The 26,780-nt window shown below is 59.3% G+C and carries 19 protein-coding genes and 3 pseudogenes; 11 read left to right on the top strand and 11 right to left on the bottom strand.

From position 1 onward, the window contains the following. Positions 1-62: 62 nt before the first annotated feature. From BRA1417_RS41500 to BRA1417_RS41495, 3 genes are all read right to left on the bottom strand, one after another. Positions 63-2,792, bottom strand: a complete 2,730-nt coding sequence (locus BRA1417_RS41500; protein WP_035969784.1) for a DUF5695 domain-containing protein — start codon at positions 2,790-2,792, stop codon at positions 63-65. Between the two features lie 689 nt (positions 2,793-3,481). Beyond that, positions 3,482-4,909, bottom strand: coding sequence for an MATE family efflux transporter (locus BRA1417_RS0137210; protein ID WP_027520156.1), 1,428 nt, complete (start codon positions 4,907-4,909; stop codon positions 3,482-3,484). Next, positions 4,902-11,369 carry a non-ribosomal peptide synthetase gene (locus BRA1417_RS41495; protein ID WP_051448448.1) on the bottom strand — a complete coding sequence of 2,156 codons (6,468 nt, stop codon included), beginning with the start codon at positions 11,367-11,369 and terminating at the stop codon, positions 4,902-4,904. Before BRA1417_RS41495 ends, BRA1417_RS0137210 begins: the two co-directional genes overlap by 8 nt. 1,427 nt (positions 11,370-12,796) lie before the next feature. Between BRA1417_RS41495 and BRA1417_RS45870 the strand changes: the two are divergent. Next, a pseudogene (locus BRA1417_RS45870) lies at positions 12,797-12,940 on the top strand (IS256 family transposase); the annotation flags it as partial. Positions 12,941-13,014: 74 nt separating this feature from the next. Next, complete coding sequence (speD, locus tag BRA1417_RS0137190) at positions 13,015-13,407, top strand: adenosylmethionine decarboxylase (protein ID WP_027520154.1); 393 nt, start codon at positions 13,015-13,017, stop codon at positions 13,405-13,407. Between the two features lie 194 nt (positions 13,408-13,601). Here the strand turns inward: speD and BRA1417_RS0137185 are convergent, their stop codons facing one another. The 4 genes and pseudogenes from BRA1417_RS0137185 to ybgC form a co-directional block, all read right to left on the bottom strand. Further along, a complete protein-coding gene (locus BRA1417_RS0137185; protein ID WP_027520153.1) occupies positions 13,602-13,865 on the bottom strand; it encodes a hypothetical protein in 264 nt (87 codons plus the stop codon). A 392-nt stretch (positions 13,866-14,257) separates the two neighbouring features. Then, positions 14,258-14,611, bottom strand: coding sequence for a hypothetical protein (locus tag BRA1417_RS44540; RefSeq protein WP_156949091.1), 354 nt, complete (start codon positions 14,609-14,611; stop codon positions 14,258-14,260). 230 nt (positions 14,612-14,841) lie between these two features. Beyond that, positions 14,842-15,045, bottom strand: a pseudogene (locus tag BRA1417_RS45865) (CopG family transcriptional regulator); the annotation flags it as partial. A gap of 253 nt (positions 15,046-15,298) precedes the next feature. Further along, the gene (ybgC, locus tag BRA1417_RS0137175; RefSeq protein WP_084462540.1) at positions 15,299-15,718 is read right to left on the bottom strand and encodes a tol-pal system-associated acyl-CoA thioesterase; all 420 of its coding nucleotides are present in this window, start codon (positions 15,716-15,718) and stop codon (positions 15,299-15,301) included. A 742-nt stretch (positions 15,719-16,460) separates the two neighbouring features. Between ybgC and BRA1417_RS41490 the strand changes: the two are divergent. From BRA1417_RS41490 to BRA1417_RS41485, 5 genes and pseudogenes are all read left to right on the top strand, one after another. Next, positions 16,461-17,207: pseudogene (locus tag BRA1417_RS41490) on the top strand (NAD(P)/FAD-dependent oxidoreductase); the annotation flags it as partial. A gap of 133 nt (positions 17,208-17,340) precedes the next feature. After that, positions 17,341-17,709: a transposase gene (locus BRA1417_RS0137165; RefSeq protein WP_245286198.1), complete on the top strand. Its 369-nt coding sequence runs from the start codon at positions 17,341-17,343 to the stop codon at positions 17,707-17,709. Continuing rightward, positions 17,706-18,059, top strand: coding sequence for an IS66 family insertion sequence element accessory protein TnpB (tnpB, locus tag BRA1417_RS0137160; protein WP_007601228.1), 354 nt, complete (start codon positions 17,706-17,708; stop codon positions 18,057-18,059). The genes BRA1417_RS0137165 and tnpB (BRA1417_RS0137160) overlap by 4 nt, the downstream gene beginning before the upstream one ends. Before the next feature lie 69 nt (positions 18,060-18,128). After that, entirely contained in the window at positions 18,129-19,718 is a 1,590-nt protein-coding gene (locus BRA1417_RS0137155) for an IS66 family transposase (RefSeq protein ID WP_007601229.1), read from the top strand. A gap of 157 nt (positions 19,719-19,875) precedes the next feature. Continuing rightward, complete coding sequence (locus BRA1417_RS41485; RefSeq protein ID WP_245286383.1) at positions 19,876-20,265, top strand: hypothetical protein; 390 nt, start codon at positions 19,876-19,878, stop codon at positions 20,263-20,265. On the opposite strand, the gene BRA1417_RS43425 is transcribed toward BRA1417_RS41485, so the two are convergent. The 4 genes from BRA1417_RS43425 to BRA1417_RS42085 all read right to left on the bottom strand — a co-directional run bounded on the left by BRA1417_RS43425 (position 20,171) and on the right by BRA1417_RS42085 (position 21,998). Further along, positions 20,171-20,932: a zinc ribbon domain-containing protein gene (locus BRA1417_RS43425; RefSeq protein ID WP_198034900.1), complete on the bottom strand. Its 762-nt coding sequence runs from the start codon at positions 20,930-20,932 to the stop codon at positions 20,171-20,173. The genes BRA1417_RS41485 and BRA1417_RS43425 overlap by 95 nt on opposite strands. Positions 20,933-20,961: 29 nt before the next feature. Then, positions 20,962-21,174, bottom strand: coding sequence for a recombinase family protein (locus tag BRA1417_RS45860; RefSeq protein WP_245286326.1), 213 nt, complete (start codon positions 21,172-21,174; stop codon positions 20,962-20,964). Positions 21,175-21,313: 139 nt separating this feature from the next. Further along, complete coding sequence (locus BRA1417_RS45855; protein WP_245286325.1) at positions 21,314-21,838, bottom strand: recombinase family protein; 525 nt, start codon at positions 21,836-21,838, stop codon at positions 21,314-21,316. Beyond that, positions 21,828-21,998, bottom strand: coding sequence for a hypothetical protein (locus BRA1417_RS42085; RefSeq protein ID WP_198034899.1), 171 nt, complete (start codon positions 21,996-21,998; stop codon positions 21,828-21,830). The genes BRA1417_RS45855 and BRA1417_RS42085 overlap by 11 nt, the downstream gene beginning before the upstream one ends. A 907-nt stretch (positions 21,999-22,905) precedes the next feature. On the opposite strand from BRA1417_RS42085, the gene BRA1417_RS0137125 reads away from it, so the two are divergent. The 4 genes from BRA1417_RS0137125 (at position 22,906) to BRA1417_RS0137105 (ending at position 26,608) form a co-directional block, all read left to right on the top strand. Beyond that, a complete protein-coding gene (locus BRA1417_RS0137125; protein WP_027520146.1) occupies positions 22,906-23,643 on the top strand; it encodes an outer membrane protein in 738 nt (245 codons plus the stop codon). A gap of 533 nt (positions 23,644-24,176) precedes the next feature. After that, positions 24,177-24,578, top strand: a complete 402-nt coding sequence (locus tag BRA1417_RS0137115) for a transposase (RefSeq protein ID WP_027520145.1) — start codon at positions 24,177-24,179, stop codon at positions 24,576-24,578. Further along, positions 24,575-24,922, top strand: coding sequence for an IS66 family insertion sequence element accessory protein TnpB (gene tnpB / locus BRA1417_RS0137110; protein WP_027520144.1), 348 nt, complete (start codon positions 24,575-24,577; stop codon positions 24,920-24,922). Before BRA1417_RS0137115 ends, tnpB (BRA1417_RS0137110) begins: the two co-directional genes overlap by 4 nt. Positions 24,923-25,015: 93 nt before the next feature. Beyond that, entirely contained in the window at positions 25,016-26,608 is a 1,593-nt protein-coding gene (locus BRA1417_RS0137105) for an IS66 family transposase (protein ID WP_051448530.1), read from the top strand. Positions 26,609-26,780: the final 172 nt, after the last annotated feature.

The following is a 26,780-nucleotide window of genomic DNA, read 5'->3' as shown; positions in this document are numbered from 1 at the left end:
GCCTCGGAAGCCGCGTGGAACAGCAGGCCATAAGTGCCGATCGCACCCCATATTCGGAAACACTAGCGAACCTGAACCGGCGGTAAGCGCGCCGCAGGCAAGCGGACGACGATCCGGCTGTCCGTGATGTCGACGACTTCCTTGCGCTTCCTTCCGTCATCGTTCCGCAATTCGAACGTCACTCCCGATGCAGACGGGGCAAAGGGCTCAGGCGTAAGGCTGATCCACCCCTCCTCCAAATTCAGAATGATCGGTCCATCCGCCCGGAATCGGGCGTCAAGCAGCACCAGGTCCAATCGGAGAGACTGGAGCCGCACGTTGAGCCGTCGCCGCACGCCATCACGTGGCCAGATACGCAGGGTGTGAGCGAACGTCTCCAAGATGCCGCCGTGACAAACCTGCCCAAAGATGGGATCGTCGGCAACGATCGTCGCAGCAGCGCGGACGGCCCCACAAAATCCCAGGTCGATCTCGCACGAGTAATACCACGTTCCACGGTGATGCGGCTGACCGAGCCATGTGGTCCCGCTCGGCGCCGGCTCGAAGCCGCCACCGGCCGCGCCGTCATTCTCCTCGCCCGGATACCAATAGCCATGACCGGCCGACGCAGGGCCGCTGTTCAGCAAGGCCCACGCGCTGAGTTGTGACGCATAGCCCAGACGAAGGAGCGGATGCGGGTCGTCTGCATCGTTCAGCGCATAATCAAGCAGCGCCCAGCCGCCCATCTGCGCCATGTAGGTCAGCGTATAGGCGTCGCCCGCAGTCCCGCGATAATCGCTGCCCAGGTAGTAATAAGCAGGTTCCAGCCAGCCACGGCAGAACAGGTTTGCAGCGATCTGACGCTCCGCGAAGGCAAGGGCTGCCGCCTTCGAAACCCCCATGGCGACAGGGTCGTCAAGGGCCGAGCGCGCCAGTGCCTGCGTTGATTCGAAGCCTGTGGAATCGAACGGATATTCCGACCCGAACAGGTCCGCCTTCGGATCGACGAAGGCTCGCACCTTACGCGCCCAGTGCGCCTCCAGCGTCGCCGCCTCGCGCATCAAGCCCGCCGTCGTGAGCGCCGAAAGAAGTTCGGGGATCACACATTCGTTGTAGAAGCCGGTGCGGTAGGCAGACCACATGACCACGCGCATCGGCACCGTGAACATGGCCAGCGCGGTACCGTAGGCGCGCACCAAATAATCTCGTGCGCTCTGGCGGGTGGGGATCGCGGGATGGTCACGCGCGATGCGGTGCATGGCCAAATACATCGCGAAGATGTGCGGATAGTCATAAGGCCGCCAGATGTGCAGGCGGCCCTTTGGGCCGGGATCGCTGCTTTCCCGGTTCTGCTTCCAATCGGGTATCCCGTAGAGGCCGTAGGCGTATGCCTCCTGTGTGGTACGTTGCAGCCCGCCCCAGACGAACGCATCGATATACCGGTCCAGCGCCGCCACTTCCGCCGCATCCGGATGCTCGGCATTCTTGGTCGCGAGGTAAGCGGGCTTGCTCAGCCCTGGATCGTCGCACGTCACCTCGTAGATGCGCCCGCTCTTGATCCGGTCGTAATTGTCCGGGCCAAGCAGGACCTGCGTCTCCATGTTCCACTCGCCGAACAAACCGTCGTACCATTTGGACGAGTCACGATGCTGCCGCTTCACGATGAAGGCTGCGCGCTTCTTCATCATCGTCTCGACGGGTTCGGTAGCGAAGAATTCAAGAAAGGTATGGCGCGCACCCGGCTGGTGCAGGGTCAGTCGGTTCTCGCCCAATCGCGAAAACCGGACCCGCCATAGTCGCCTGCCGGCCCGATCCGGCAATCGTTGCGCCACCGTGTCGCCGGTAAATTCCGCTTCGATTCGCTCCACCGGAATGGAGGACGCGAGCGCGATGTCGACATGCAGGTCGTTGGGAACCGTCATGCCCGGCATTACCTCCACGTCCACCAGACCGGCGTCCGCGATAGCCCTGCGCGCCGCCTCATAATCAGCAACCCATTGGAAGCGGAGACGGTAATGCCGTTGCTCTGCCGGCGACAGGGACAGGGAATGGGTCGGCTGTCGCCAGCGAGTCCCGCCCGCCACTGCCTCGCCGGCGGCCGCCCCGCCCAAGATGTAGGCGCACCACGTCCCACTGGCTTCGGCCGAATCCTTGTGGACATTCCAATATTCCAGTGACGTGTCCGCTTCCGGTAAGAGCATGAGGAAGGGACCGGTGCTGTTGCCGCGAATCCAGAAGATGTGCGATCCATGCCCTGAGACGAAGCTGTGCTTCAAAACAGCCCCCGACACCGGTTGCCCTGCCGGAAATTCGGTGTTCATCGGCATGGGCAAATAGAGGTCGCCGACCTCCACGCTCGCCATGCCGTCGTTCCGCAGCATGATCTCCCACGTCAATCCAGCCTCGTCGACTGCGAGCCGGGTCGTGAGAAGGACGCCGGCATCGCGGGCTGCTAGTTCAAGTGCCGCGCTATGCATCGGCTTTGTTGCATCAACGCCGGTTCGAAGCGTATGCCACTCGGATCCGGCACGCCGAACTCTAGCGTGAGCCGTCCCCAGCACGGCTCCAGGCAGGACATAATCCGTGTCATACGTGTCGTTACGGTAACGCAACGAGGTAATGCCGTCTTGTGTGCACCCAACGACGAAGGAAGAGTCGGCCGCCTTCAACATCATGGCAACCTTGCGCTGCGGCCGATTGGGTGTAGGCAGTGTAACGCCCCCGAACAACGCGCTACCCAAGAAGCTACTGCCCAACAGCATCGTACGACGCGTATACATCCAGACTTTAGACATGCCTTTGGTCTTCGTCATCAACCGTATCCGGTATTGCCCCATGCGGATGATCAAGGCGTGCCGTTTCCCGCCGTAAACGTCAACACGACAAAAGCGACATACGTTCTCAAAGTACCGAGTGTTCGGTCGGCAGCGCTTCGTCACCATCGGTCCTCACGCGCCCCTTGGACACCAGAGCGTGCACGCAAGGAGGCCAAGCGGCTTTTGGGCCTGGTTGCCAATGGCAACGACCCGGTCGACGAGAAAGCCAAGGCGCGCCTGCAGGCGGCCGACCCACTCCGGCAATCGCGGATCAATATCTCCGGAGCCCCAAACAAAGGCTGAAGCCCCGACCAATTCGGAAATAGAACGCTACTTGTTGGCCAGTTGGCGACCCCTGCATCCGTGTCAGTTTTCAGATCACTCGCCGCCATCTCTCGGCTCGCATCGCTGACCTCGCATCAGCTCATGGAGCGATCTCAGCAACCCGCTATCCGTACAGCCCTATCCTCAATGCTCAAGTGGGCAATGCGGGAGAGCCTCGACATTGCTGCGAATCCGGTTCTCAGCGCTAATTAGGCATCTGACCGGTGAGGAAGCGATCCCGGCCGTTCCACATATGACACAGAGCCCATATTGCAAGCCGAATAACACTTTATTTGGAGCGCAACACCTCTCCGGCTATGTAGGCCCTTTTGCTCTGAGCTCCGATGACGTCTCTTGTCAGGTCACCCCGCGATCTCGATCGCTCTTGAAATAGGATGCCGGAGCGCTCGTCTGAGCTCAGCGAATTCGTGGAACAAGACAAACAGCGCGATCATTCCGGCGCCCAGCTCAGCGATTGCTTGGCTGGCCAACAGTCCGTTGAAACCCGATATGACCGGGAATAACAGTACGGCCGGTATGAAGAGATAGCCCTGCCTTGCCAAGGACACAACCGCACTGAGGCGTGCTCTCCCGAACGACTGAAGCATCGTCGCCACAAACTTCTCAACACCAAACAGTCCAAAAAACAGATGGAAGACGATGCAGGTCGAGACGGCAATTTCCGTGACTTTATCGCTATCGCTGAACAGCCTGACCAAAGGTCGCGCAAAACTCACAACGGCCACAGAATACGCGACGGCAAGAGCGACGGTCATGGCGAGCATGAACTTCGCAGCCTTCAATACACGAGCAAAGTCGCGTGCGCCCCAACCGAAACCCAGGACAGCTTGAGAGCCTATGCAGAAGCCGGTGATAGGTAGTGCGCCCATCGTCAAGATTCGCACAGCTATTCCCACGGCCGCGATCGAATCGTCGCCGAACGGCGCAGCAGCTCCGTACAAGAGCATAACGGCAATAGCAGATAAGATACTGGTGATCGTCGACGGCGCCCCTATGAACGCGAGCTGTCTGATGCGATCTGCTCGCAATGATATGTGAGATATCCTGACGACAACTGTTCCGCCAAGCTTCGTAAAATACGCGATATAGAGGCTAATAGCAGCGATCTGAGATACCAGCGTTGCGAGGGCTGCGCCTCGCACACCCAAGTCCAGCAAGAATATGAAGACGGGATCAAGCACCGCGTTCAGTATGAAGGCGGTCATCATCGTCCACATGCTGAATCGTGTGTTGCCCTCGGCTCTGACGATGAAGCCGTTGACAATGTTTAGAAGCATCAGGGTGTACCCGAACAAAAGCGTCCCGGCGTAGTCGAGCGCCACGGGCATGATGGTTGGACTTGCTCCGAGCGTTACGAAGATCCCTCGCAGGTTCAGAAGCACAGCGACGGTAACTATGATACCGATCGGGGCGGCGAGCGCGAGTGCAGTACTTGCGCCTCGACTCGCCTCCAGGTATTCACCGGCGCCAAGATGACGAGATATGAACGACGCTGCTCCAACACCGATCCCCTGCCCGACGGCCGCGAGCAGAACCACGATCGGCAAGGTCATGCTGACAGCTGCGAGCGCCTGCGCGCCAAGTGCGCCAACAAAGATCGCGTTGACGACCTGCTGTAACGCGTGGATCGATAAGCCAACAACAGACGGAATGGCGAGCCGCAGGATAAGGCTCGAGAGATTGGGATCCGATAGATCGATGTGCTGCTTTTTCTTTGGCATCACATTGCGATCGCTCTCGATTGGCGAAATTGCATCCGGCTCATTCATGGATGAAGGTGCCCCCAGCTCTTCGGAATTCGCTGATCGTTTGCAACAGCTCCTGTTGCAACACCATGCAAAGATTACGGGTCACCTCATAGCTGACTTGGGTTGGATCATACCTCGTTTCGATCTGTAGATGGCCGGCTTGATATCCGACATCGAACCAGAAGAGGTGAATCACGGCCCCTTCATCCATGTCTTCGCCGATCCAAAGTGGAGAAGGTTCCTTGCCTAGGAAACGGCGTGGAAAATGGCGCTGCAAACCCGCTCGATAATTCACTCCAATTCTGGGCAAAGGCAGGCGATCGATCCGGCTCCGGACGGCTGGATCTCGGTTTAGGAATTTCATGGCACGAAAGCCTATTCCGCTGCGCGGCAGGGCATTGCGCTGGCGGTATATTGAACGAGCACGATCGTGACGGGGCTCCGTTCCGGTGAGACTCAAGGGAAGCGGAACGAGCTCGCTGATATGACCGATGATCTGAGATGGATCGAGATCGTCGAACAGCCGACCTCGGGTTGAGGTAAGACTATCGATCCAGAGCGAATAATTGCCGAAAACGCGCCCAAAGGCGCCAGAAATGGCGGCAAGAAACACATCAAAGTCCTGACAGTGCGCCAATCTGGCTGAAATGTTGAGGAGATCAGCTGTCGCTTCTTCGTCAATCTCAAGATGGTACTTGCCCTGATCTTCCCAAAGGGAGCGGCAATTCGCTTCATCCATGCGACCTTCAAGGCGTGCATAATGAAGCTCTCTCGCGGTCACTTTCGAAAAGCTCGCGCCGCCCAATAGGGTGGCGCCGGCGTGCAAATTGAACTGATGGTAGTCAATCCTCTCCCAGTAGCTGAGTTCGGCTGGCGCTTCGCTGTTCGCGTAGTGCTCAAGGCGCTTCAACCATGCAGAGAGCATTTGTATGTTCTCGGGATCACTCACGGCGTGGCCTGAGGCCGGGGCGTACGCCGCATCCAATGCTTCCAGGCACAGTCGATAGCCTATCCCGTCCGCTACAAAATGGTGCATCAGGACCAGCAGATAGTAGTCGCCGCTTTCCGATGTGCGGAACACCGTGACGTTAACAAGAGGCGTCTGGCCGTCAAACCGAAACATGTGTTGACGTCTTGCTGAGATGCTCTCGACTGCCTTACGTTGCTGTGGGTCGGCCATTCCGACAAGATCGATCTCCTCCACCAGGCGTTCGGTCACGGAAGGCCCGATTGTCAGACGTAGACCATCGTCGGTTCGCGCAATACGGAGTCTGAGGCCTTCGTGCCTATCCATGACATGCGCAAGGGAGCGCTCCAGACTTCGAATATTCAGGATTGCGCCGGGCAAGAAGAACAGATCGCCGATGTTGAAATGCTCATCGAAGCCGACGAGACGGCTCCAAGATGAGATCGCGGGGGTAACTGGCAACGAGCCATCCCCAGAAAGGAAGGTATCGAGTGCAACTGCCGCTTCGTCTGCCGCCAATTCCCTGATGGTCGGTGTTCGATAGAGTTGGTCGACAGTGAGATTCAGCCCGGCTTTGCGCGCCAGCGTGACGCAGCGCACGCTCAGAAGAGAGTCGCCGCCGATATCAAAGAAGCTTTGATCGAGTCCGACCCACTTGGCGCCTAATAGATCCTGCCAGATCGCAGCAAGAATACGCTCCTTCCTCGTGCAGAGCTCAGCAGATGGCACAGGCCCGACCTCGCGGTAAGGAACGGACGACAGGCGAGCACGATCTATCTTTCCGCTCGCCGTAAGGGGAATACTGTCAACCAAACGGAAGGAGGCGGGAATCATGTAGGACGGCAATGTGTGGCGCAAGTGGGTGACAATATCTGCAGAGCTTAGACCGTCGCGAGCCGGCACCAAGCTTGCCGTCAAGCGACGCTGGTCATCGATGTCTTCTGCGACGACCACGGCCTTTGCGATTGCCGCATGAGACTCAAGGGCCGATTCGACCTCCTCCAGCTCGATGCGAAAGCCCCGCACTTTGATCTGATTGTCCGATCGGCCGCAAATCTCAAGAAGGCCGCTTGTTGAGATGCGCGCGATATCGCCACTTCGATAAAGAACGCGGTATTGCCCGCCGTCATACGGATTCGGCACGAAACAGCGGTTGGTCAGATCTTGATCCCGCCAGTACCCAGCGCTCACGCAGCGTCCCGCGATGCAGAGTTCGCCGGCGGCTCCGACGGGGACTCTCTTCAACCGGGCATCGAGCACGTAGAGTTTGACGTTATCGATTGGGCGTCCAACGGGGACGTGCGACGAGCCGTCGCAGGCATCCGATGTTTCGTAAACTGCCGCATTGGATGCACATTCCGTAGCACCATAGAAGTTCCACAACGGCACGTCCGGGAAATACTCACGCCAGCGAACAGGGAGCGAGGAAGGCATCGGTTCGGCGCTGCTCGTGACCAAGCGCAAGGAGGTCGGTCGCGAGTGCCGTTCTTGGGAAGCAATGAGGCCGGACAGCAGTGGCGGCGAGGCAAACAAGTGTGTCACGCGATGTCTGGCCAGCGTGCACAACAACAGATCTGGATCCAGCAACTGCTCTTGGGTCAGGATCAGCGCGGGCACGCCTCTCAGAAGGCCTCCAAAATACTCCCAAGCGGACGCAACAATTGATGCGGACTTCTGGACAACCATCACGTCGGTACTATCGAAGGGAAAGCGTCGCCACATCCAGTTCAGTCGATTGAGGATTGCCGATTCCGGTATAAGAACTCCCTTCGCCTTCCCGGTTGAGGACGACGTGTATATAAGGTTCGCAATTCCCTGATCTGGTGGTTTGTCGCTGCACTCAAAACCGCGCGCGGGCGCGCCGCACGCTTCTAGCGTCAATAAACATTTCGACGGCACTTCAAAAGCAGGCTCAGGGCTATTTGCGTGAACCAAAAGCTTTGCTTGACTATCTCGCAGGATATGTTCGATCCGATCACGCGGATAATCCGGCGATATAGGGACAACAATGGACTGCAAAGCTCGTGCGGCTAGAATAACAGCGGCAACGTCAGCCGACCGGTCGATCAGCATGGCGACCATGTCGCCAGCGCCCACGTCAGAAGTCCGCAGTAACGACCTGATAGCTGTTACGCGCTCACGCAACTGGCCGAATGTGATCTCACCGAAATCGCCATAATATGCCACCTGGTTGCGATTAGAGACGCTGATTTGCTCGAACGCTTGGACAAGCGGACATTCGGTCTCATACGACTGCGCCGAGCCCTCTAGCGCGTCCAGCATAGCGACGTCTGACTCGCTGAGGCAGCTCAGATCTTGAATGGGCGTAAGCGGCTTCTCAATGCAGGCTGCAATCAGGCGGCGCAGATTGTCGGCCATGCGGATAATCAGATCGCTGGAAAATAGGTCTTCCGCGTACGCTAGCTGGAGGGCAATTTCCTCGCCCTGATCTTGTGCGTACAATGTCAGATCGAATTTTGCGTAGCCGGTCTCGTATTCGCGGAATGTCAGATCCAACTCATGTTCGCCAAGTGGCTCCGCGGCCTCGGAGTACATGTTGAACATAACTTGGAAGATCGGTGATCGTCCCGCTTCGCGATATAGCTTGGTATCCCTTACCATCCAGCCGAACGGATATGCCGAATTTGCGATGGCATCGCTGACCAGTGCTTGGATGCGCAAGGCATGAACCGCAAAGGACTGGCCCACATCGATCGCGTAGCGGATTGGCAGCATGTTCAGGAAGAAACCAACAATTTCGGCACTGCCAGGTTGATCCCGTACGACGTGCGGTATGCCAACGATGATATCATCCTGACCGCTGTACATCCGCAGCAGAAGCTTGAAACATGCGAGGAGTGCTGTCGACGTGGTGCACCTATGCCGGCGCGAAAACTCCCTTATCTGATGGGATAGCTCCCTGCCAAGTAGCACCGCATGCGATGCGCCGCGATACGAATTTGTCTGCGGCCGCGCTCGTCCCGTTCCAAGCGAAAGCACCGGCGGATCATCACCAATCTGACGACGCCAATAGCTACATTGGTTGGCAAGCGCCTCCGGAGTAGCGTGTTGTGTTTCCCAGACCGCGTAGGTCGAGAGTGACACTCGGTTGTCTGGCAGAAACGCCGCGGCGTCCACGTACCTTTGTCGAAGATCCCTGAGCAGAACAGAGATCGACCAGGCATCGATGATGATTTCGTGAGCGGTGATCAGTATGAGATGGTTCTCAGGGCCAAAAATGATCATGCGCGCGCGAAACAGATGGCCTTGGCTGAGATCAAAGCTGCCGTTCAGTTCTGTTCGCCTTAGCTCTGCGATCAGCTTCTCAGCCTCCTGCGACGTGAGTTGCGATGCATCAGTCAATTCGAGATTTGCGCAGTGCGGAGCATCAAAAAGCTGAACCGGACCGTCCTCGTCGATAAAGCGTGCCGAAAGTGCCTGATGAGAATGAACGACATCGGTCCAGGCGCGATTGAACGCGACCAGATTGATGCTGCCCCGCATTCGCAGGCCGCCCTGAATGATGTAGTTCCTGGCAGACGGATCGAGCTGCGAAAGAAACCACAGGTGCTCTTGAACTCGCGTCAGAGGCGATCGTGTAAGCAGCTTTCCGCAAGCGGGCGCTGTGCACGGCCTAGATTCGGCTCGCGCCGAGATCGAAGCCGCAAGAGATCGGATCGTTCCATTCAGGACCAGCCTGAAATCCGTTCTCACTCCGAGCTCGGTCTGCAAACGGCCCAATATGAGCATTGCCCGGAGCGAGTCTCCACCGAGGCTTATGAACTGGTCATTCACACCAATGTTCTCAATGCGCAGAACACCGGACCAAATCTGGCACAGCTGCGCTTCGAGGTCGGTTTGCGGTTCCTCGAATCGCGTCGGCAATGGAGGGCGAAGGCTGGTCGGGTCGGGCAATGCTCCAATATCGACCTTTCCATTACTGGTCAGTGGAATACCGTCGACGTGGATGATTCTTTCTGGGAGCATGTAGATGGGCAGCGCTTCAGCAAGGAAGTTCTGAAGCTCGCCTTCCGTTACCTCAGCTGGAGCGGACACATACGAGATGAGTCGTCTCGTCCCGCTTTCCTCCTCAGCCCTGGTTATGTCTCTCGCCGTAAGCTTTACGCCTGCGCAGACGGAGGCGACCGCGACGGCGCCACGCACCGAATGATGAGCGGAGAGGCGAGCCTCGATTTCTCCTAGCTCAATTCTGTGCCCGCGGATTTTGACCTGACGGTCGCGTCGACCGAGACATTCCAAAAGACCATCGGAACGAAAGCGCCCGAGATCGCCTGTCCTGTATAGGCGCTGCAAGGACGGGACGTTTGAGAACGAGTTTGGCCCAAAGGCATCCTTGGTGCGGACGTCGTCATTGACGTAACCAGCAGCGACGCCAACACCGCTAACGCAGATTTCACCGACCTCTCCCGCCTTGCACAGCCGCGGCCCGTCGGCGATATAAACCTCAACATTAGTAATCGGCTTGCCGATCGGCACATAAGCTTCAGCCAGCGCAGGCGGCGCGGAAACCAGATGATGCGTGACGCCGTCCGCGCACTCGGTCGGCCCGTAGTGGTTGAGAATGGGGACGCGCGGATATAAGTCAAGCCACGCGCGCGCCAGTGCGGGTGTCAAAGGTTCTCCGACCGTCGAAATAATCCGCAAACCGTCCAGCGCTCGATCAGCCGCCGCAAGCGGCTTCAAATATTCAACAAATACTGCAAGCATCGAGGGGACGAGTTGAACTACCGTCACGCCGTGTCCCTGAATCGCTTTGAGAAGCGATATTGGCGATTTCACTGTCGCATCATCAATGAGCGCGGTACAGCCTCCGACGCAAAGCCCCGCCAAAAGCTGCCACAACGAGATGTCAAAACAGTGCGATGCCGTCTGCGCAATGCAATCCGTCCGAGTGAGGGTTAGGGCATCAATCTTTGCCGCCAGATGATTGTTTAGGGCTGCACGCTCGATCATTGCCCCCTTAGGACGGCCCGTTGAACCAGAGGTAAACAGAATGTAAGCAAGTCCATCCTCGCTCCATGATGGCACAACAGACGAAGTCTGGCCCTTGCACAGCGCCGCCTCTATCGTCATGAATTCCGTGGCGCCTTTGCTGCTAGCCCGGATTGGGTTGACCGAATCCAGCTGGCCTGATCCCATAATCAGAGCACAGCGACTCTGCTCGATCATGAATGATGTACGCGGAGCCGGTAAGGATGGATCGAGCGGCAGGTACGTTGATCCAGCCTTCAAAATTGCGACTACTGCCGTCGCCCAGTCGAGGTCCCGCTCACCCCAATAGCCAATCACTGTGCCGCGAGCGCACCGCTCTCGTAACGTCCTCGCGAGGCATTCCGATCTTACGCGCAGCGCCTTGTACGTAAGTTCGTCTGCGCCGTACCTCAGCGCAACCCTCTCCGGATCCGATCTTGCAAGGCGATCGATCGCCGTGATCGCGTCGACCGGCTGACGTTCCACAAGCTGATTTTTGCCTGATCGATTTTCCGTAGGCATACGCGTCTCGCCATTTATCGCCTTCTGCGGCCCTCAAATCAGAACACCGAGGATGCTGATTGAGGTGTGCATTCCGTAGCCGCCCTGGTTCTGCCAGTCATATTGCGCCGTTTTGCCCGTTCTTAGCTTCTCGTCCTTTGCGTTCACTTCGATTTCCTCGATGATCGGCAGGGGAACACTGCCGGACGTTAGGGCCTCAAGCTGGCGTTGGCATCTACCGGATCTTGTAGCAGACACGTGATAGTTTGCATGGCACCCGCGACCAACGCGCTCAGAGACTCGTTCGGGCTTGTGGTTTCTTGCATTTGTGCTCTCCTCATGGAAGCGGGCTTGGCGTTGGCCGGACTGCAGGTCGCCTGCGGCGCCCAAGCGATGACATCGATTGTGCAAGAACCAACAAAGAGGTGTGTTACCGTTTCCACGAGGCCGGCGTTGTTTGCATAACGGTTGAAGGATAGTCGTTAAGCGCTCAAACATTTTGACGCTCGTGGCTATAACGAGATAGCTATGGGCAGCGTAACGAGCCGTGGGCGTGCAGAACCATCCGCCCCGCGGTCCTTGGTCTGCTGATGTTCGCAGTGGTCGGCCTTGGTGCACACGAAAGTGCGCTCAGAAACGTTTGCTGTGGACGCGCAGGCAACGTCCAGTCTACGCCAAAGGGCGTTCCGGCTTTTCCGAACCGGAATTGAATTGCGGGTAGCGCCTTCGCTTAGTCTCCACGACATGCATGCTCGGCAGTTCTCTTCACGCGTCACAGAAGTTTCCGTCTCGGCGGCTACAGCAGAACCGACACGAATAATGTTGCGACGAAGCCGCTTAGCACTGCGGCTAAGCCGGAGCCGACCTGTTATTACCGCCCTCATGTTCGTGTTCAGCTGGAAGATGCTGATGATGAGCCTTTCCTGCGTGTGTCGCGTTGCGTGATGATCCCTCGTGACGATTTTTCCCACGAGCCGGATTTCGATAACCGCGGCGTAGCCGGTGCAATCCCTGCGTGGGTAGACGGGTCCAGCGTCCAGGCCGGCTCCGCTCGCCGGCAATATTCATTGGCTTTCACCGTTTCGCCTGTGCCTCGATAGATCGAAAATCTGTGCAGGCCAACAAAAGTCTCCTTCTACTGCCGCAGCGGGAAAGGCGGCTTCTGCTGCGCAGCATGCTGTCGGACGCTACAGCAGGTCAGCTTTAAGACCATTGTCCGCAAGTTGACGCATGCACCCGGTACCAAGCAACTGGAGAGCGCTCACTTCCAAGCGGCACACTGCTTGCTTCATTCGCGGTGCCATCACCGGTGCCAGCTCGATCGGTAGTGGATCGGGAAAGCGCCGCGGGGTGTTTGATGCGATCTGGAGTTCTTTTTTTGGGAGCGACAACGATCACGCTGGTCGCAAACGGTAGAGCCAATTCGGCGGACCTTGAGCCAGCAGTACACCACCGCCAGGCTGATGGTATTCAAGCTGGTGATCGCCGCATCAAGGACCTGGCGGCGGCTCAAAGGCACAAATCCGTTGCCCAAGGTCCTCGCAATTCGGATTCAACGAGTCATTGAGATCATCCAAGTGCCGACAAACTAAGCGCCTGATCACCTCGTCACCTAAATCCCGAATAGCTCAGCTTATTGGGCCGATAATTCAATGGAGATCTCTTAATGACTATTGATGACGAGAAGGACGCCTCACCGGCTCTGTCCACCGGTGCGACGCATATACTCATCGACCTATGGGGAGCGAAGAACCTCGACGACGCGGCCATTGCGGAAGACGCAATTCGAAAAGCCATCCGTGCGGCGAGTGCGACATTACTCCACCTTCATGTTCATAAGTTTTGTCCGGGTCACGGCGTCTCCGCAATAGCCTTGTTGGCTGAATCGCACATTACCTTGCATACTTGGCCTGAGAGGTCCTACGCGGCCGCTGATGTTTTCGTATGTGGCGACAGCGATCCTGCGAGCGCCGTGCCAATTCTAGTTCAGGCCTTTCAGCCCGAACGGTCTGACCTTCGCAGCTTCCGGAGAGGTGCGTCGACCAAGCCAACGCATTGAAGCAGATGATCGATCTCCTGGGAATAGCCGGTCATGTTTCCGCCCGCGAGCTATCGCTGAAAGTTGGCCACGGCGGGAATCGGGAAGGCGGCATATCGGGGGGTGCTTGAGGCCTCCACTTCTCCACCGAAGGAGCGATATGCCATGTCCAACGATAACAACATCAAGCCGAGTTAGGCAGGAAACGTCGAGGATCAACTCACTGGAATCTTGCGCAATGCCGCCTCGAGCGCGTCCGGATCCATACCGTCGAGCTGGATGCGATTGAAGTAGTTCAGGCATGCCACATCCTGGGTGTTGTTCTTATAGCTCCGGGCCTTCTTGCGATCGAAGACGGATACGTGGTGAGCCTTCCCATGCTCATGGCGAACTGGCGCAGGTAGCACTATGGCACGTAGTGCTGGTTTACAGGCCTGTTTCGAGTTTCCTCCATGCATGGTCTCCCGGCGAGTGGCCATCTTGTTTCCAGGCCTGGCCTGTTTGGACAAAGGAAACGCGCGATATCCACATACTCGGCCAGGGGGCGACATACCTACCTGCGCCGTTGAATGTCCGCTAGTGTCCGTCCTGCGATGTGGTGGTCCATCGAGCAGGTCCGAACCTAATTTTCCGTCGACAGTTTAGGCCAACTAGATGTAGGAATATCAGGTCAAATCAGGGATCTAGAATCTGGTCGTTCGGCACGCGCGACAATAAGCGGGCCCTCAACCCACACCGCGGATGGCGGCTAGGATTGCTCCGCGAGTCGTGTTCGCGACAGCTAGCAAGTTGTCGAGCCACGGAATTCCGATCCCGCCGCTCGACTTTTATGAAGCCGTCGCGGACCGGAGCGAAGGGATCATGATTGAGGCTATTTCGGACGCAATTTGCCGCAGGCCACGACGATACCGACACTGTGATTCCGAATATTCGGGTCACGCGACGGGTTCTTGAGCGATTTGGTGACGATCTTTTCCTCGCAACCGAGCAAGCCGATGATCCGCTCCTTGCAAGGCTTGCTGCATTTCTCGCGTTGGAAGGAACCGACGGGTACAACGAAATCCGCTATGAGTGTGCCTGGGGTGCGCAAGGCAGCCCTGATTGGGTTATGGGGGTCAAACAGAGGATCCGAGATTTCACACCAGCCTTTGTACTGAAGGTCTGCAAGAAGGGTGATTACCGGCGGCTGACGTTGAGTGCCATGCCCCAATCGGACGCTGCCCAAGGATCTTCACACCCGAGTTTGAGTCCGGACAATGATCGTCTCTGGGACTCCTGTCCTCGCATTCTCTCCAGCCCATGTTGAGAACGATGCATCCCCGGGCGTTGAAGAGATCGGCTGCGCGCTGTCGGTTCTTGCTCAGGAACTGCTTGCGATGCGCGGTCTTAAATCTCCGCCCCGGCTGGATTTTCGTCCACGCGGTGAGCGATCATCGGACTCTTAAGCCCCTACCCTCACGTCGGCTCGGCCTCCTTGTCCGGGATCTCCTGTCGCAGCTTCGGCCATTGGCGGAGCCGCCCCAAGTGCCGCGACGAAATTGTCGTAGCGCACAGCCGGGTACGCTCTCGCCGCCTTTGCAGCCGGCTCAGGGAGTGGTGGTGTCGTCGTCAACCAAGGCGAACGAACAAGGCCAAGGCCTTGACCGAGATCCCAATATCGGAAGCCGGGGGCTCTGGATGGCTTGCTATCGCAAGCGTCGGTGGTTGCGGGAACAGGACTCTGCGCGCAAGCCATGTGTGAGCAGTGCATCCCTACGACGCCAAGATCGCCCGCTATCAGCGGCTGTCACGCCAAATCAATGTCCGGCAAACGCTGGACGGAATTGCGCGCCTTATTGCACAGGCGACGGACGCGAAAGCCGTTTTTCAGCTGGCTGCGCCGATTCTTGGGGCGTCTTTCCACAGCCAAATATCAGCCCGCCTGAAAAGCGCCCTTAACGCTCGCTTCCATGGCATCCCTCAGGCTCTTGGGGATGCGTTGAGCTTTGCCAGCCGAGACGAAGGCCACACGCACACGCGCCTGGACTAGCAAGTCGGCTCCACGCCTGCACTGTTGGTGTAGCGCGATCGATGCCCCCTTCACCTCCTCAGGAGCCGTGATCACATCAATCACATCATCCATATAGGCAGGTTTGAAGAAGTCCAGTTTCATAGAACGCACCACGAAGGCGAAGCCGCTCAGCTCCTCGCCGCTAGCCTCGAACAACCTGCGATGATCTGTCCCCAAAAGCCGAAGGTAGTTCGTTCGGCCGCGCTCCATGAAGCGTAGATAGTTCGCGTGATATACGATCTGGCTGAAATCTGTGTCCTCAAAATAAACGCGGACTTGCATGTGGTGCCCGCCGTCCCGGATTTCGCCGTCAAGATCGGTCAAATCGTCCCCTCCAGAGTCGCATTGGTAGGCCCACAATGGCGTGACCTTGCAGAGACCAACCGTACCACGGTCACGCGCTATGCAACGGTGAGAGGCAACATAGACACTGAGGCATCAATCACCAATAAGCTGGCCCGGCACAGTCCCGACTGCTTTGTGGTAACCCGTTTGCCACTGGGATTGGAGGGCGTGGCCCTGGCGTTCCCAAGGCGAAGTCCGCTGGGGACATGTGGCCGTTTCCGTTCACATAGATGAGTGCAGGAAACCAAAATACAGGCGAAACATCGTTGCCTGGCTGGAGGCTTATGGGAGGTGTGGGCACCCACAATCCGTTAGATGTGGGAGGACTACATTGCCGCCGAGCCGGGCGGATACTGCCCTTTTGGACCATTGTCTCGCACAGGAGGCGCGTTCCACGGCAAGCGTCAATGAGCTGAGGCTTGGTCTTGGTTCGTGCAGTCGGAGGCTCCGGCCCACCGCGCGTGGGTGCTGCGGGCCCCCTCAAGAGCGATCAAAAACTTAGAAGCTCACCCCCATCCTCGCGGTGCTGACGAACTGTCCTTTGGCCTGCGATTTGCTTGCCCGTGTGGCGCTGCCACGTCAGTTTTGCAGACTAGAGAGGTCCGCCAGAGCTTACCGTATTCGCGATAGCTGCTGGACCTTGGGTCGATCCAGAAGCTAGTTGTAAGGGGATTGGCGGATGCGAAACAATCGACGATCACACGGACTGTGGTCGCTGCGCCACCAGCACCAGAAACTGCTCCGCTTACCGCTGACACTGCGGCGGATATCGTCGTGATTGGCGGTGGATATACCGGATTGTCGGCGGCCCTCCATCTTGCTGAAGGAGGAGCGCATGTCGCGCTTTTGGAGGCGTCTGAAATAGGATTCGGAGGCTCCGGGCAGAACGTCGGGCTCGTGAATGCGGGTATGTGGCTCATGCCTGACGCACTTCCGGACACGCTCGACGCGCCCTTTGGAGAACGGTTGCTTGAACAACTCGGCCGCGGACCGCAGACGGTGTTCGAGCTCATCGAAAAGCACGACATCGAATGTGAAGTGGAACGTGCCGGCACCTTGCATTGTGCGGTCGGACGTATTGAGGCCCGTGCCGAACAGTGGCAGAAGCGTGGAGCGCCCGTCTTAGTGCTAAATGCGGAGGCAACACGCAGCAAAGTAGGTGGTGGCGACTACACCGGCGCGCTGCTCGATAAGCGCGCCGGCACCATACAGCCATTGGCCTGTGTGCGAGGGTTGGCGCGGGCCGCGCTTGCGATGGGAGCCAGGATATTTACGCAAAGCGAGGCTGTCACGGCGCAGCACAACGGGTTGCGCTGGAGAATCAGCACGGAAAGCGGATCTGTAGAGGCCGACTTGGGTAGTCGTCGCAACGGATGCTTATGGCAAAGGACTTTGGTCTGAGGTACGGCAGGAACAGACTCAACTGTAAGCGCGAAGCCGATACCCTTGCTTCAGAATTCGAATGAACGTGCGAAAGAAGCCTCCGGCTTGGACGGAGGTTTGGGATGGGATTGGACAGCAAAAAGGACGTCCATTTGGACGGCTCAACGAGGGGGTCGGTGAGCCGGCTGGAGGTTCTTGAAGGACCATCGGGGCGCCGCGTACGTTCGGAAGCCGAGAGAGCTCGGATCGTCGCCGAGAGTCTGTTACCCGGTGCCCAGGTGTCCGAGGTGGCGCGCAAGCACGGAGCGACGCGCTGGCAGATCTACGATTGGCGGCGGCGGTTTCGACAGCGAGGCATGTTGCCGCCGCGCGAGGCATCGCAGCCGACATTCGCGCCGCTGGTCGTGGAAGGTGCGTTGGAGGAGCGTCAGGTTCCGGCGATCAAGCTCGAGATCTCGATCGGCGATGTCGTGCTGCGGACGGACACAGCCATAGATGGCGAGCAGCTGTCCCGTGTGATCCGCGCGATGCGAGCGTCACGATGATCGCGGCCGGTGCCGATCTGAAGATTTACATCGCGACGCGGCCGATCGACTTCCGCTGTGGCCACGATGGGCTTGCGGCGAAGGTGCAGGAGATGCTTCGTCTCGACCCGTTCAGCGGCGCAGCCTTCGTGTTCCGATCGAAACGAGCGGACCGGATCAAGATTTTGGTCTGGGATCGAACGGGTCTGGTGTTGGTGCACAAGCGTCTTGAAGGTTGCAAGTTCGTTTGGCCAACGATCGCAGACGGCGTGATACGGATATCGCCGGCGATGTTCGCAGCCCTGTTCGAGGGGCTGGATTGGAGGTTGGTCCGCCCGGAAGAAGCGCGGCGTCCCCAGGCGGCTGGATAACTGCGGCAGAATGACTCGGCAGCTATTTTGAATGTGGCACGCGCGGCGGCGATGTGCTCGAAATAGCGCATGAGCATCGCGGCGCTGCGCGACGAAAATGAACAATTGAAAGCGCTTTTGGCGCAAACGCAGGCGGCCTTGAGCGAACATCAGGCGGCGCTGGCGACGTCGGAAGAGGCGCGGCGTCGGTTGGAGGTCATTCTCGGCGAATTGCGACGCGAGAAGTTCGGCGCGACGTCCGAGAAGCTGCGGCCAGATCAGTATCACTTGCCGCTGGAAGACGTGGAGATCGCGCAAGGCATCCTGGACGCGGCGCAGGAGAGAGCCGAGGCTGTGATCAAGGGCCGATCGCGGAGCGCGCCGGATCAAGGTTCTCATCGCAATCGCGGCTGCCTGCCTGCCCATTTGCCGCGGGTGGAACGGATCATCGAGCCTGCGAGTACGCTTTGCCCGTGCGGTTGCGGCGCCATGACGAAGATCGGCGAGGACGTCAGCCAGCGCCTCGACGTGATCCCGGCGCAATGGCGCGTGCTGGTCACACGCCGCCCAAAATACATCTGTCGCCGCTGCTCCGGCCCCGTCGTGCAGGCGCACGCACCGGAGCACGTCGTGCCCGGCGGGCTGCCGACCGAAGCGGCCATCGCGCATGTGATCGTCTCCAAATTTGGCGACCATACGCCATTTTACCGTCAGGCCGAGATCTATGCGCGCCAGGGCATCCGGCTTGATCGGGCGACACTGGGCAACTGGTCCGGCCGCGCCTGCTTCCATCTTCAGCCCATCGCGGAACACATGCGCCACCACCTGGCCATGGCGGATCGGCTGTTCATGGACGAGACCAAGGCGCCGGTACTCGATCCGGGGCGCGGCCAAACGAAGAAAGGCTACTTCTGGGCGATTGCCTCAGACGACCGCGGCCACAGCGGCCCAAGTCCGCCGATCGTGCTGTTCCGATATGCCCCCAGTCGCAGCGGTGCCTTCGCTGAGCAATTCCTGGATGGCTTTGGCGGACGCTTCCTGCAATGCGATGCCTATGACGGTTATGATCGACTGACCGAAGTCGCTCGACTGCAAGGGCCTTGGACGCTCGTGCATTGCTGGAGCCACTTGCGCCGACGCTTCGTCAAATTGGCCCGCAATAGCAAATCGCCGATCGCCGAGGCCGCCATTCGGCACATCGCACAGCTTTACGCCATCGAAGCCATGGTGCGCGGTGCATCGCCGGACATCCGGCTCGCCGCACGAAAGGAGCATTCGTTGGCTCTCGTCGCCGCTTTGAAAATGTGGTTCGAGAAGCAGCTGTCGATGATCTCCAGCGGTTCGACGCTCGCCGAGGACATCCGCTACGCGCTCAATCATTGGCAAGGTCTGACCCGCTTCCTCGAAGACGGGCGCCTCGAGCTCGACACGAACCCTGTCGAGAACGCCATCCGGCCAGTCTGCCTGACCAGAAAAAATGCGCTCTTCGCCGGTCATGAGGTCGGAGCCGAAAACTGGGCCTTGCTCGCCTCGATCGTCGCCACCTGCAAGCTCAACGACGTCAACCCGGCCGCCTACATCGCCGAAACACTCGAGACGATCATCGACGGCCATCCCCATAGCCGCATCAAAGACCTCATGCCGTGGCGATTCCGCAAAACGTCAAGCCAGCCTCAATAGGGTTGCGGCTAAGCGCTTACACTCAACTGCCCTATTTCAACTTTGCCACGCTTCGCTGCCCGACGATCTGAGAAGCGCGATCCTGCCTGAGCGGCAGGGCGCGTGGGACACTCGAGAGGTCCTCTCTTCATTTCGCCTCGAGCGCTCCGGGCGACTCGTGTTTGGCAGTGTTGGCGCGCTTGAACGGATCGGACGTTCTATTCACCGGGCCCGGGCCCAAAGATCGTTGCGCAAGCCTTTTCCAGGACTTCGGGGCGTCCAGTTTGAAACCGGCTGGTTTGGCATGATTGGAATGACCTCGGACAATTTGCTCCGCTTCACAAGCTGGACCGCAACGTCATCGGTTTCAGTGGTTATAACGGCCCGCGGAATCGCACCAGGCACAGTGTTTGGCAGCGTTTTGGCTTCGTACATATTGGGGCAGATCGCTGAGAACGATCTGCCGTTGCGGGTCACTGTCGTCGAACGCCAGCGTTTTCGTGCAGCGCAGGAAGCCTTCTATACAGCGGGCTCCCAGCTTGTTCACCTGGTGGATTCCTGGTTCTGATCACCGAGCAACTCGGTTGGCACTCTTTCTTCGGAGCAGTATGGAAATGATGCCGTGATCTGCACACCGATGGCTTCGAGACATGTATGTTTGGCCGACCGACCGAACGAACGAGGAAATTATGTGGCAGCCCTTCTGCCGCGGAGGCTAACGTTGGCATCGAACATCCCAAGCTGATCGATGCTCTGGGCGAGGCATTTCGGTGCTCCGCCGCGTGAGCGAGTGCCCTGTTCCAGCGCGCTTGCAGCTCACTCGCCACCAACCGGTTCGCGGGGTCAGCGGCATCGTGTTGCCGGAAAGCCCGGTCTGCGGCATAGCGCGCCGCTTCCAGATCGCAACTGAGCGCATCGCGCACCTGATCCCGTCGTTCTCCGGCTTCCCTGGCGGCAGCGGTTGCAGCGGCGATAGCGCCCGGACCGAGGAAGCCAAGCAGTGCTTCCTCGATTGCATCATCGACACGCAATCCGCCGAAGGCGATGCAGTGAGGACCGCCATTGTCCATCCAGGCGCGGCTGCAGCTGTAGCGTGGGATATGGTGCCTCATGCCGGAGTAGCGGAGTGTGAGCTTGCGGCCGCAGCGCTTGCACCGGATCAGAGCGGCCAGCAGCGCGTCACCATGCTTGGGTGCGCCGTGATGCCGACCGGTGGGAACGTTGCTGCTGACCATGGTGCGGATCGCCTCGAACCTATTCCAGCTCACATATCCGTCGTGGGTGTGGGCTTCAGCGCCAGCCATTCGTTCCGCGTCTTGCGGCGGATCTTCACGCTCACGCCCTCAGCGCTGTATCCCGCCGCCACAGCCGTCTTACCATAGGCATAGGCGCCGCCGTAGACCGGGTTCTCAATGATCCGGTGGATGGCGGAGTAACTCGGTCGCCGCCAGGCTGTGTCGCCATTGGGCTGCTTCACCGGCAGATCGAGATTGTACTCGTGGAGCCAGCAGAGAGCGCTTGTCGGGCACTGCCCAGTTCCTCGACCTTGTCGAACGCCAACTGGATCGCTTCCTAGACGCGCCGATCCGGATCTTTCTCATAGCGGTCACCGGCCTTCACGAAGCCGACGGGCGCCGCCACAACCAACTCGCCCCGGCGCGCCTTCTCGTAGCGGGCCGAAAGCGGGCGCTGGCGCAACAGATCCAGCTCGCACTCGTTGAGGCTGCCCTTGAGCCCGAGCAGCAGGCGGTCGTTGCCGTGTGCCTCGGCGCATAGATGGTCTCCTGATCGACCAAAACGGTATCGACCACGCGGCACATCTCGATGAGTTGCTGCCAATCCCGGCTGTTGCGGGCGAAGCGCGAGACCTCACGGGCGCAAACCGCACCAACCTTACCGAGGCAAACCTCCGCTACCATTCGCTCGAAACCGGCGCGTTGCACGCCGCCGGCGGCTGAACGACCGAGATCATCATCGATCACTTCGATCTCAGACCAACCGAGCGCCGTCAGTCGGTCCCGCATGGCGTATTGCAACGCGCTGCTCTCGCGATTGTGCAACACCTGATGTGCCGAGGATTGGCGCACGTAAAGAATCGCCTTACGCTCCAGATGATGAGGCCTGACCTTGTCAGAGATCATGATCGCCCCCCATCGCGGGCGGCGTCGCTGTCATCGCAGCATGGTCGAGGATCAACTGCGTCATCAGGCTTGTGAGGGCCGCCCGGGCTTCCGCCGGCAGCTCCAGCCATGCTGGTGCGCCGATGGCGCCGTTCGACAGGCCGCTCCCGAACAGATCCATCTGCTGCTGCGGCCGCGGTTGTCGATTGTGTCGGTATCCGCTCCCTGGCATTGCCGTCTGCCGTGACATGGGTCTCTCCCCGATTCTGGTCGTGAGAGGCTCTGGATGCGCTAGAAAGCAGGGCAGCTGATGGCGTTCGATCCATCAACGCCGGATCGAGAAGCGCAGAAAGCGCGGCAAATGCGGTTATGCTGACAAATGGCCGAGCTGCCAAAAGCTCCGCCTCAGGGCATGCCGTTCGGTCGAACATCCATGCTGGAACCTCCAGCCAACGATCTGCTTGCGATCCATCCAGCGTGCAGCGGAAGGCGCCCTCGCCAGCCCTGTCGACGGTCCCATGAACGCAAACTCGGCAACCAAACCAAGGATGATGCCGATAAAGAACTTCGCGAAGAACGGTCCTGTGGGCGTTCTCAAACCTCGTTGTACAACCGAACAAGGCTCCATTCCGCCATCGGATATATCGCCCCGATCGAAATGGAGCTAAAAGCTGCTTAAACCCGTCCACTTTTTCGGGGGAAGATCAAATCTTGCCGACGCTAAAGCTTTCGCGCTCCGCGTCACCGCAGCGATAGCGGCACGCGAGGTGGCGAAATTAGTATTTCATGGACCTTGAAGTAGCTATGCTCGAGCGATTGCGAACAATCTAAAGCTCTTGCGCTCGGGTTGCCGTGCGCTTATTCCGCTGAGATCAGCAGCCCGCTCTTGCTCACGCCCACGCAATCTACGCTCGCACCCGCAGGAGCCTTGCGAGGCAGTTGGAGATGATCTGCAACGTAGCAACCTGACGCAGCGTTCGGTTCACGCATTTCTTTCGGCGCAAATGTTGCGATGCAGTTACAGCAATTCGCGCGGACGTTGTTAAGACGCACGGGGCTCGGGGCACTCAAGGGACATGAGAGTAGAAATGAAGAACTTGTTGCTCGCGACTGTGAGCATTGTGGCGCTTGACGCGGTGGCGCCCGCATTTGGCGCGGATCTGGCTGCACAGCCCGTCCAGCCTCTCTACACCATAGCTCCGCAGCGTGTCGCCGCTGCAATCTACGACTGGAGCGGCTACTATCTCGGTATGAACGGTGGATTGGGCTCAAGCTCGAATTGCTGGGCTTTCAATGGCGGCACGCCCGAGGGCTGTCATGATGCGACCGGCGTGACCGTTGGTGGCCAGATCGGCTATCGATGGCAGATGGGCCAGATCGTGCTTGGTGTTGAAGGCCAGGGAAACTGGGCTGATTTGACCGGCTCGAATGTCATCGTCGCGTTTTCGGATGTCAACCACACCAAGGTTGATGCGTTCGGTCTCGTCACGGGGCAAATCGGCTATGCCTTCGATAACGTACTGCTTTATGCCAAAGGCGGCGGCGCAGTGACGAGCAACACCTATCAGATCAGCTCGAACCTCACGGGCGCGCCGCTTGGGAACAGCGAGCACGTTCTTTGGGGCGGCGCGTTAGGAGCCGGCATCGAGTACGGTTTCGCGCCGAACTGGTCGCTTGGCTTCGAGTACGATCATTTATTCATGCAGCCCGCGGCGGTGAACTTCGCCGCGCCCGCTGGTGGGACCGATCGCATCCGCCAGGATTTCGACCTTATGACTGCGCGGCTCAACTATAAGTTCGGCGGTCCGATTCTTCTCAAATACTGATCTATCGTTCAAACGCGGATCGAAAGCCCCGGCCAATGGGCCGGGGTGACCTGTTGGTTTCATGTACAGGAGCCATAAACGGTCTTATGCATTCCGGCAGGCCGCGGTTGCCGCATCAAGGAAACCGTTCTCGAGCGGTCGACGATGGTCTGCTAAGATCAAACGGACAACCGGCTGAGAGAAATACGATTTGGCTATCGCCGCCGCTCAATCGACACGGAGGTCGACGGCGATCTGGTCCGCGCCACTAACGAGAATGCCGGCCAATACCTCTGCAAAGCTTTCTTGATCTTGCATCGGCCGAAATGTCGAGATCCATGACAGTTCGCAGGCGTCCTCGCCGCTGGCCGAAACGCACATCGTCGCCCGTGAGGTTCGTCATGCTCACGCGGCGTCCTGGTTGCAGGTTCGAGTCAGCCTGGCCCACTAGAGCTATCATCGGGTTAGCGTAAGGCTCCGGTGGAGGCCGCCTTCCCGGATCGGGTTCGAGCGTGAGATGATTTGCTCATTAATTCGCAAGCAAATGAGCAAACGTGACGACGGTTACGGTTCTGTCCGGTCCAGAGCGGCGACGGCGGTGGACGAGTGCCGAGAAGCTTCGGATCGTTGAGGAGAGTCTGGCGCCTGGAGCCAGTGTTGTCGAGGTTGCTCGGCGACATGACGTTCACCGCAATCTGGTTACGGCCTGGCGGCGGCAGGCGCGCACAGGCGTCCTCGCTTGCGGGCCCGAGCCGATGCAGCGGCAGGATGGCGAAGTCCGTTTTGCGGCAGTCTCCATTGCGCCCGACCGGCAATCGTTGACGGCTCCCTCCGGAAGCTGCGGTACGATCGAGATTGAGTTCTCGGCCGGGGCTCGGATGCGGATCACGGGCGCGGTTGACGCGGCGACGCTGAGGGCAGTCGTGGCAGCGCTGACTGATGGACGGCCACGATGATCCCGTTGCCGGCCGGCGTGCGGGTATGGCTCGCGACCGGCCATACCGACATGCGGAAGGGCTTTCCGTCGCTGGCGTTGCAGGTTCAGGAAATCTTGCATCGCGATCCGCTTGGCGGTCACCTGTTTTGCTTCCGCGGTCGCCGGGGCAATCTTTTGAAGGTGATCTGGCATGACGGCCAGGGCGCCTGCCTGTTCACGAAGCGCTTGGAGCGGGGGCGCTTCATCTGGCCGAGCCCCGCGGAGGGTGTGGTGACGATCTCGTCGGCGCAGCTCGGCTATCTTTTGTCCGGGATCGACTGGCGGCACCCACAAGAGACGTGGCGGCCGACATCGGTCGGATGAGGCTTTGAGCTTGCGGATCGTGATGGATGTGATTCCATCATCGTCGTGACCACATCTGAATCGCTCCCCACCGATCTTGCCGCCGCGCATGTGATGATCCTCGCGGAGCGTGCCGCTCGTCTTCAAGCGGAAGCGGTCGCGGCGAGCGCCAAAGCGGAAGCTGCCGACGCGAAGGCGGCCGAGGCCCTGATCAGTTACCTCAAGCTCGAGATCGAGAAGCTGCGTCGCCAGATTTATGGCAGCCGCTCGGAGCGCAAGGCACGGCTCCTGGAACAGATGGAGCTTGAGCTCGAAGAGTTGGAAGCAACCGCGACCGAAGACGAACTCGCAGCCGAGAGGGCGGCGGCCAAGACGCAGACCGTACAATCCTTCGAGCGTAAGCGCCCGTCGCGCAAACCGTTCCCCGATCATCTGCCGCGCGAGCGGGTCGTGGTCGCCGCACCGGAGAGCTGCCCCTGTTGCGGCTCATCGAAGCTGTCAAAGCTGGGCGAGGACATCACCGAGACGCTGGAGGTCATTCCCCGGCAATGGAAGGTGATCCAGACGGTGCGGGAGAAGTTCTCGTGCCGGAACTGCGAGACGATCACCCAGCCGCCAGCGCCCTTCCACGTGACGCCGCGCGGCTTTGCCGGGCCGAACCTGCTGGCAATGATCCTGTTCGAGAAGTTCGGCCAGCATCAGCCCTTGAACCGGCAGAGCGAGCGCTACGCCCGAGAGGGCATCGATCTGAGCCTGTCGACAATGGCCGACCAGGTCGGCGCCTGTGCGACGGCCCTGCATCCGCTTTATGGGTTGATCGAGCGCCACGTCTTGGCCGCCGAGCGGTTGCACGGCGATGACACCACGGTGCCGATCCTGGCCAAGGGCCAGACGGTGAAGGGGCATATCTGGACCTATGTCCGCGACGACCGGCCGTTTGGTGGCCGGGCGCCGCCAGCGGCGCTCTATTATGCCTCACGCGACCGACGGCAAGAGCATCCCACACGGCATCTCCAAAGCTTCAACGGCATCCTGCAGGCCGACGCCTATAGCGGCTATAATGAGCTGTATGACGCTTCGCGCGCGCAAGGGCCGATCACGCCCGCACACTGTTGGGCCCATGCCAGGCGGCAGTTCTTCGAGCTGGCGGATATCGCCGCCAATGCGAGGCGAGACAGGAACGCCGCGGCGATCTCGCCGATTGCCCTGGAGGCGGTCAAGCGCATCGATGCGCTGTTCGATATTGAGCGTGGCATCAACGGCCAAAGTGCCGAAGAGCGGCTGCGGGTGCGCAACGAACAAAGCGCCCCGCTTGTGATTGCATTGGAAGCATGGCTGCGCGAGCAGCGTGCCCGGCTGTCGAACTCCTCATCGGTCGCCAAGCCAATCGATTACATGCTGCGCCGCTGGGACCGGTTCGCCCGCTTCGTCGACAACGGACGGATCTGCCTGACAAACAATGCGGCGGAGCGCGCGCTGCGCGGCTTTGCCCTCGGCCGCAAGTCCTGGCTCTTCGCCGGCTCCGAACGCGGTGCCGACCGTGCCGCCGTCATGGCGACGCTGATCATGACGGCAAAGCTCAATGACCTCGATCCGCAAGCCTGGCTGGCGGACGTCCTGGCCCGCATCGCCAGCACCCGGCAAGGTCGGCTCAATGAGCTGCTGCCTTGGGAATGGAAGAGAACCCCCGTTCAGTCTGCGGCCTGATCGGGCCACCGCGCCACGCGATTATCCCGCGGCCCTCACCGGACGGTTACGGGTTAGCGCAGTCTGGCTTTGGTGAGAAACATGCCGCAACAACTACCGCGCGCAGATGCCGACCAGTGTTCTGAACGCACGCGTCATTGGAGAACGCTGCATTAAGCTCCGCCCAAGAGAT

Origin of the sequence: Bradyrhizobium sp. WSM1417 (assembly GCF_000515415.1) — a bacterium.
Taxonomy (GTDB): domain Bacteria; phylum Pseudomonadota; class Alphaproteobacteria; order Rhizobiales; family Xanthobacteraceae; genus Bradyrhizobium.
This window is presented reverse-complemented; position numbering and strand designations above follow the sequence as displayed.

Bases quoted from the DNA above. Each gene is read 5' to 3' on its own strand.
- BRA1417_RS41500 (WP_035969784.1), bottom strand. From the start codon at position 2,792: ATGACGAAGACCAAAGGCATGTCTAAAGTCTGGATGTATACGCGTCGT.
- BRA1417_RS0137210 (WP_027520156.1), bottom strand. From the start codon at position 4,909: ATGAATGAGCCGGATGCAATTTCGCCAATCGAGAGCGATCGCAATGTG.
- BRA1417_RS41495 (WP_051448448.1), bottom strand. From the start codon at position 11,369: ATGCCTACGGAAAATCGATCAGGCAAAAATCAGCTTGTGGAACGTCAG.
- speD (WP_027520154.1), top strand. From the start codon at position 13,015: ATGACTATTGATGACGAGAAGGACGCCTCACCGGCTCTGTCCACCGGT.
- BRA1417_RS0137185 (WP_027520153.1), bottom strand. From the start codon at position 13,865: ATGGCCACTCGCCGGGAGACCATGCATGGAGGAAACTCGAAACAGGCC.
- ybgC (WP_084462540.1), bottom strand. From the start codon at position 15,718: ATGCAAGTCCGCGTTTATTTTGAGGACACAGATTTCAGCCAGATCGTA.
- tnpB (WP_007601228.1), top strand. From the start codon at position 17,706: ATGATCGCGGCCGGTGCCGATCTGAAGATTTACATCGCGACGCGGCCG.
- BRA1417_RS0137155 (WP_007601229.1), top strand. From the start codon at position 18,129: ATGAGCATCGCGGCGCTGCGCGACGAAAATGAACAATTGAAAGCGCTT.
- BRA1417_RS43425 (WP_198034900.1), bottom strand. From the start codon at position 20,932: ATGGTCAGCAGCAACGTTCCCACCGGTCGGCATCACGGCGCACCCAAG.
- BRA1417_RS45855 (WP_245286325.1), bottom strand. From the start codon at position 21,838: ATGATCTCTGACAAGGTCAGGCCTCATCATCTGGAGCGTAAGGCGATT.
- BRA1417_RS42085 (WP_198034899.1), bottom strand. From the start codon at position 21,998: ATGGATCTGTTCGGGAGCGGCCTGTCGAACGGCGCCATCGGCGCACCA.
- BRA1417_RS0137125 (WP_027520146.1), top strand. From the start codon at position 22,906: ATGAAGAACTTGTTGCTCGCGACTGTGAGCATTGTGGCGCTTGACGCG.
- tnpB (WP_027520144.1), top strand. From the start codon at position 24,575: ATGATCCCGTTGCCGGCCGGCGTGCGGGTATGGCTCGCGACCGGCCAT.
- BRA1417_RS0137105 (WP_051448530.1), top strand. From the start codon at position 25,016: ATGATCCTCGCGGAGCGTGCCGCTCGTCTTCAAGCGGAAGCGGTCGCG.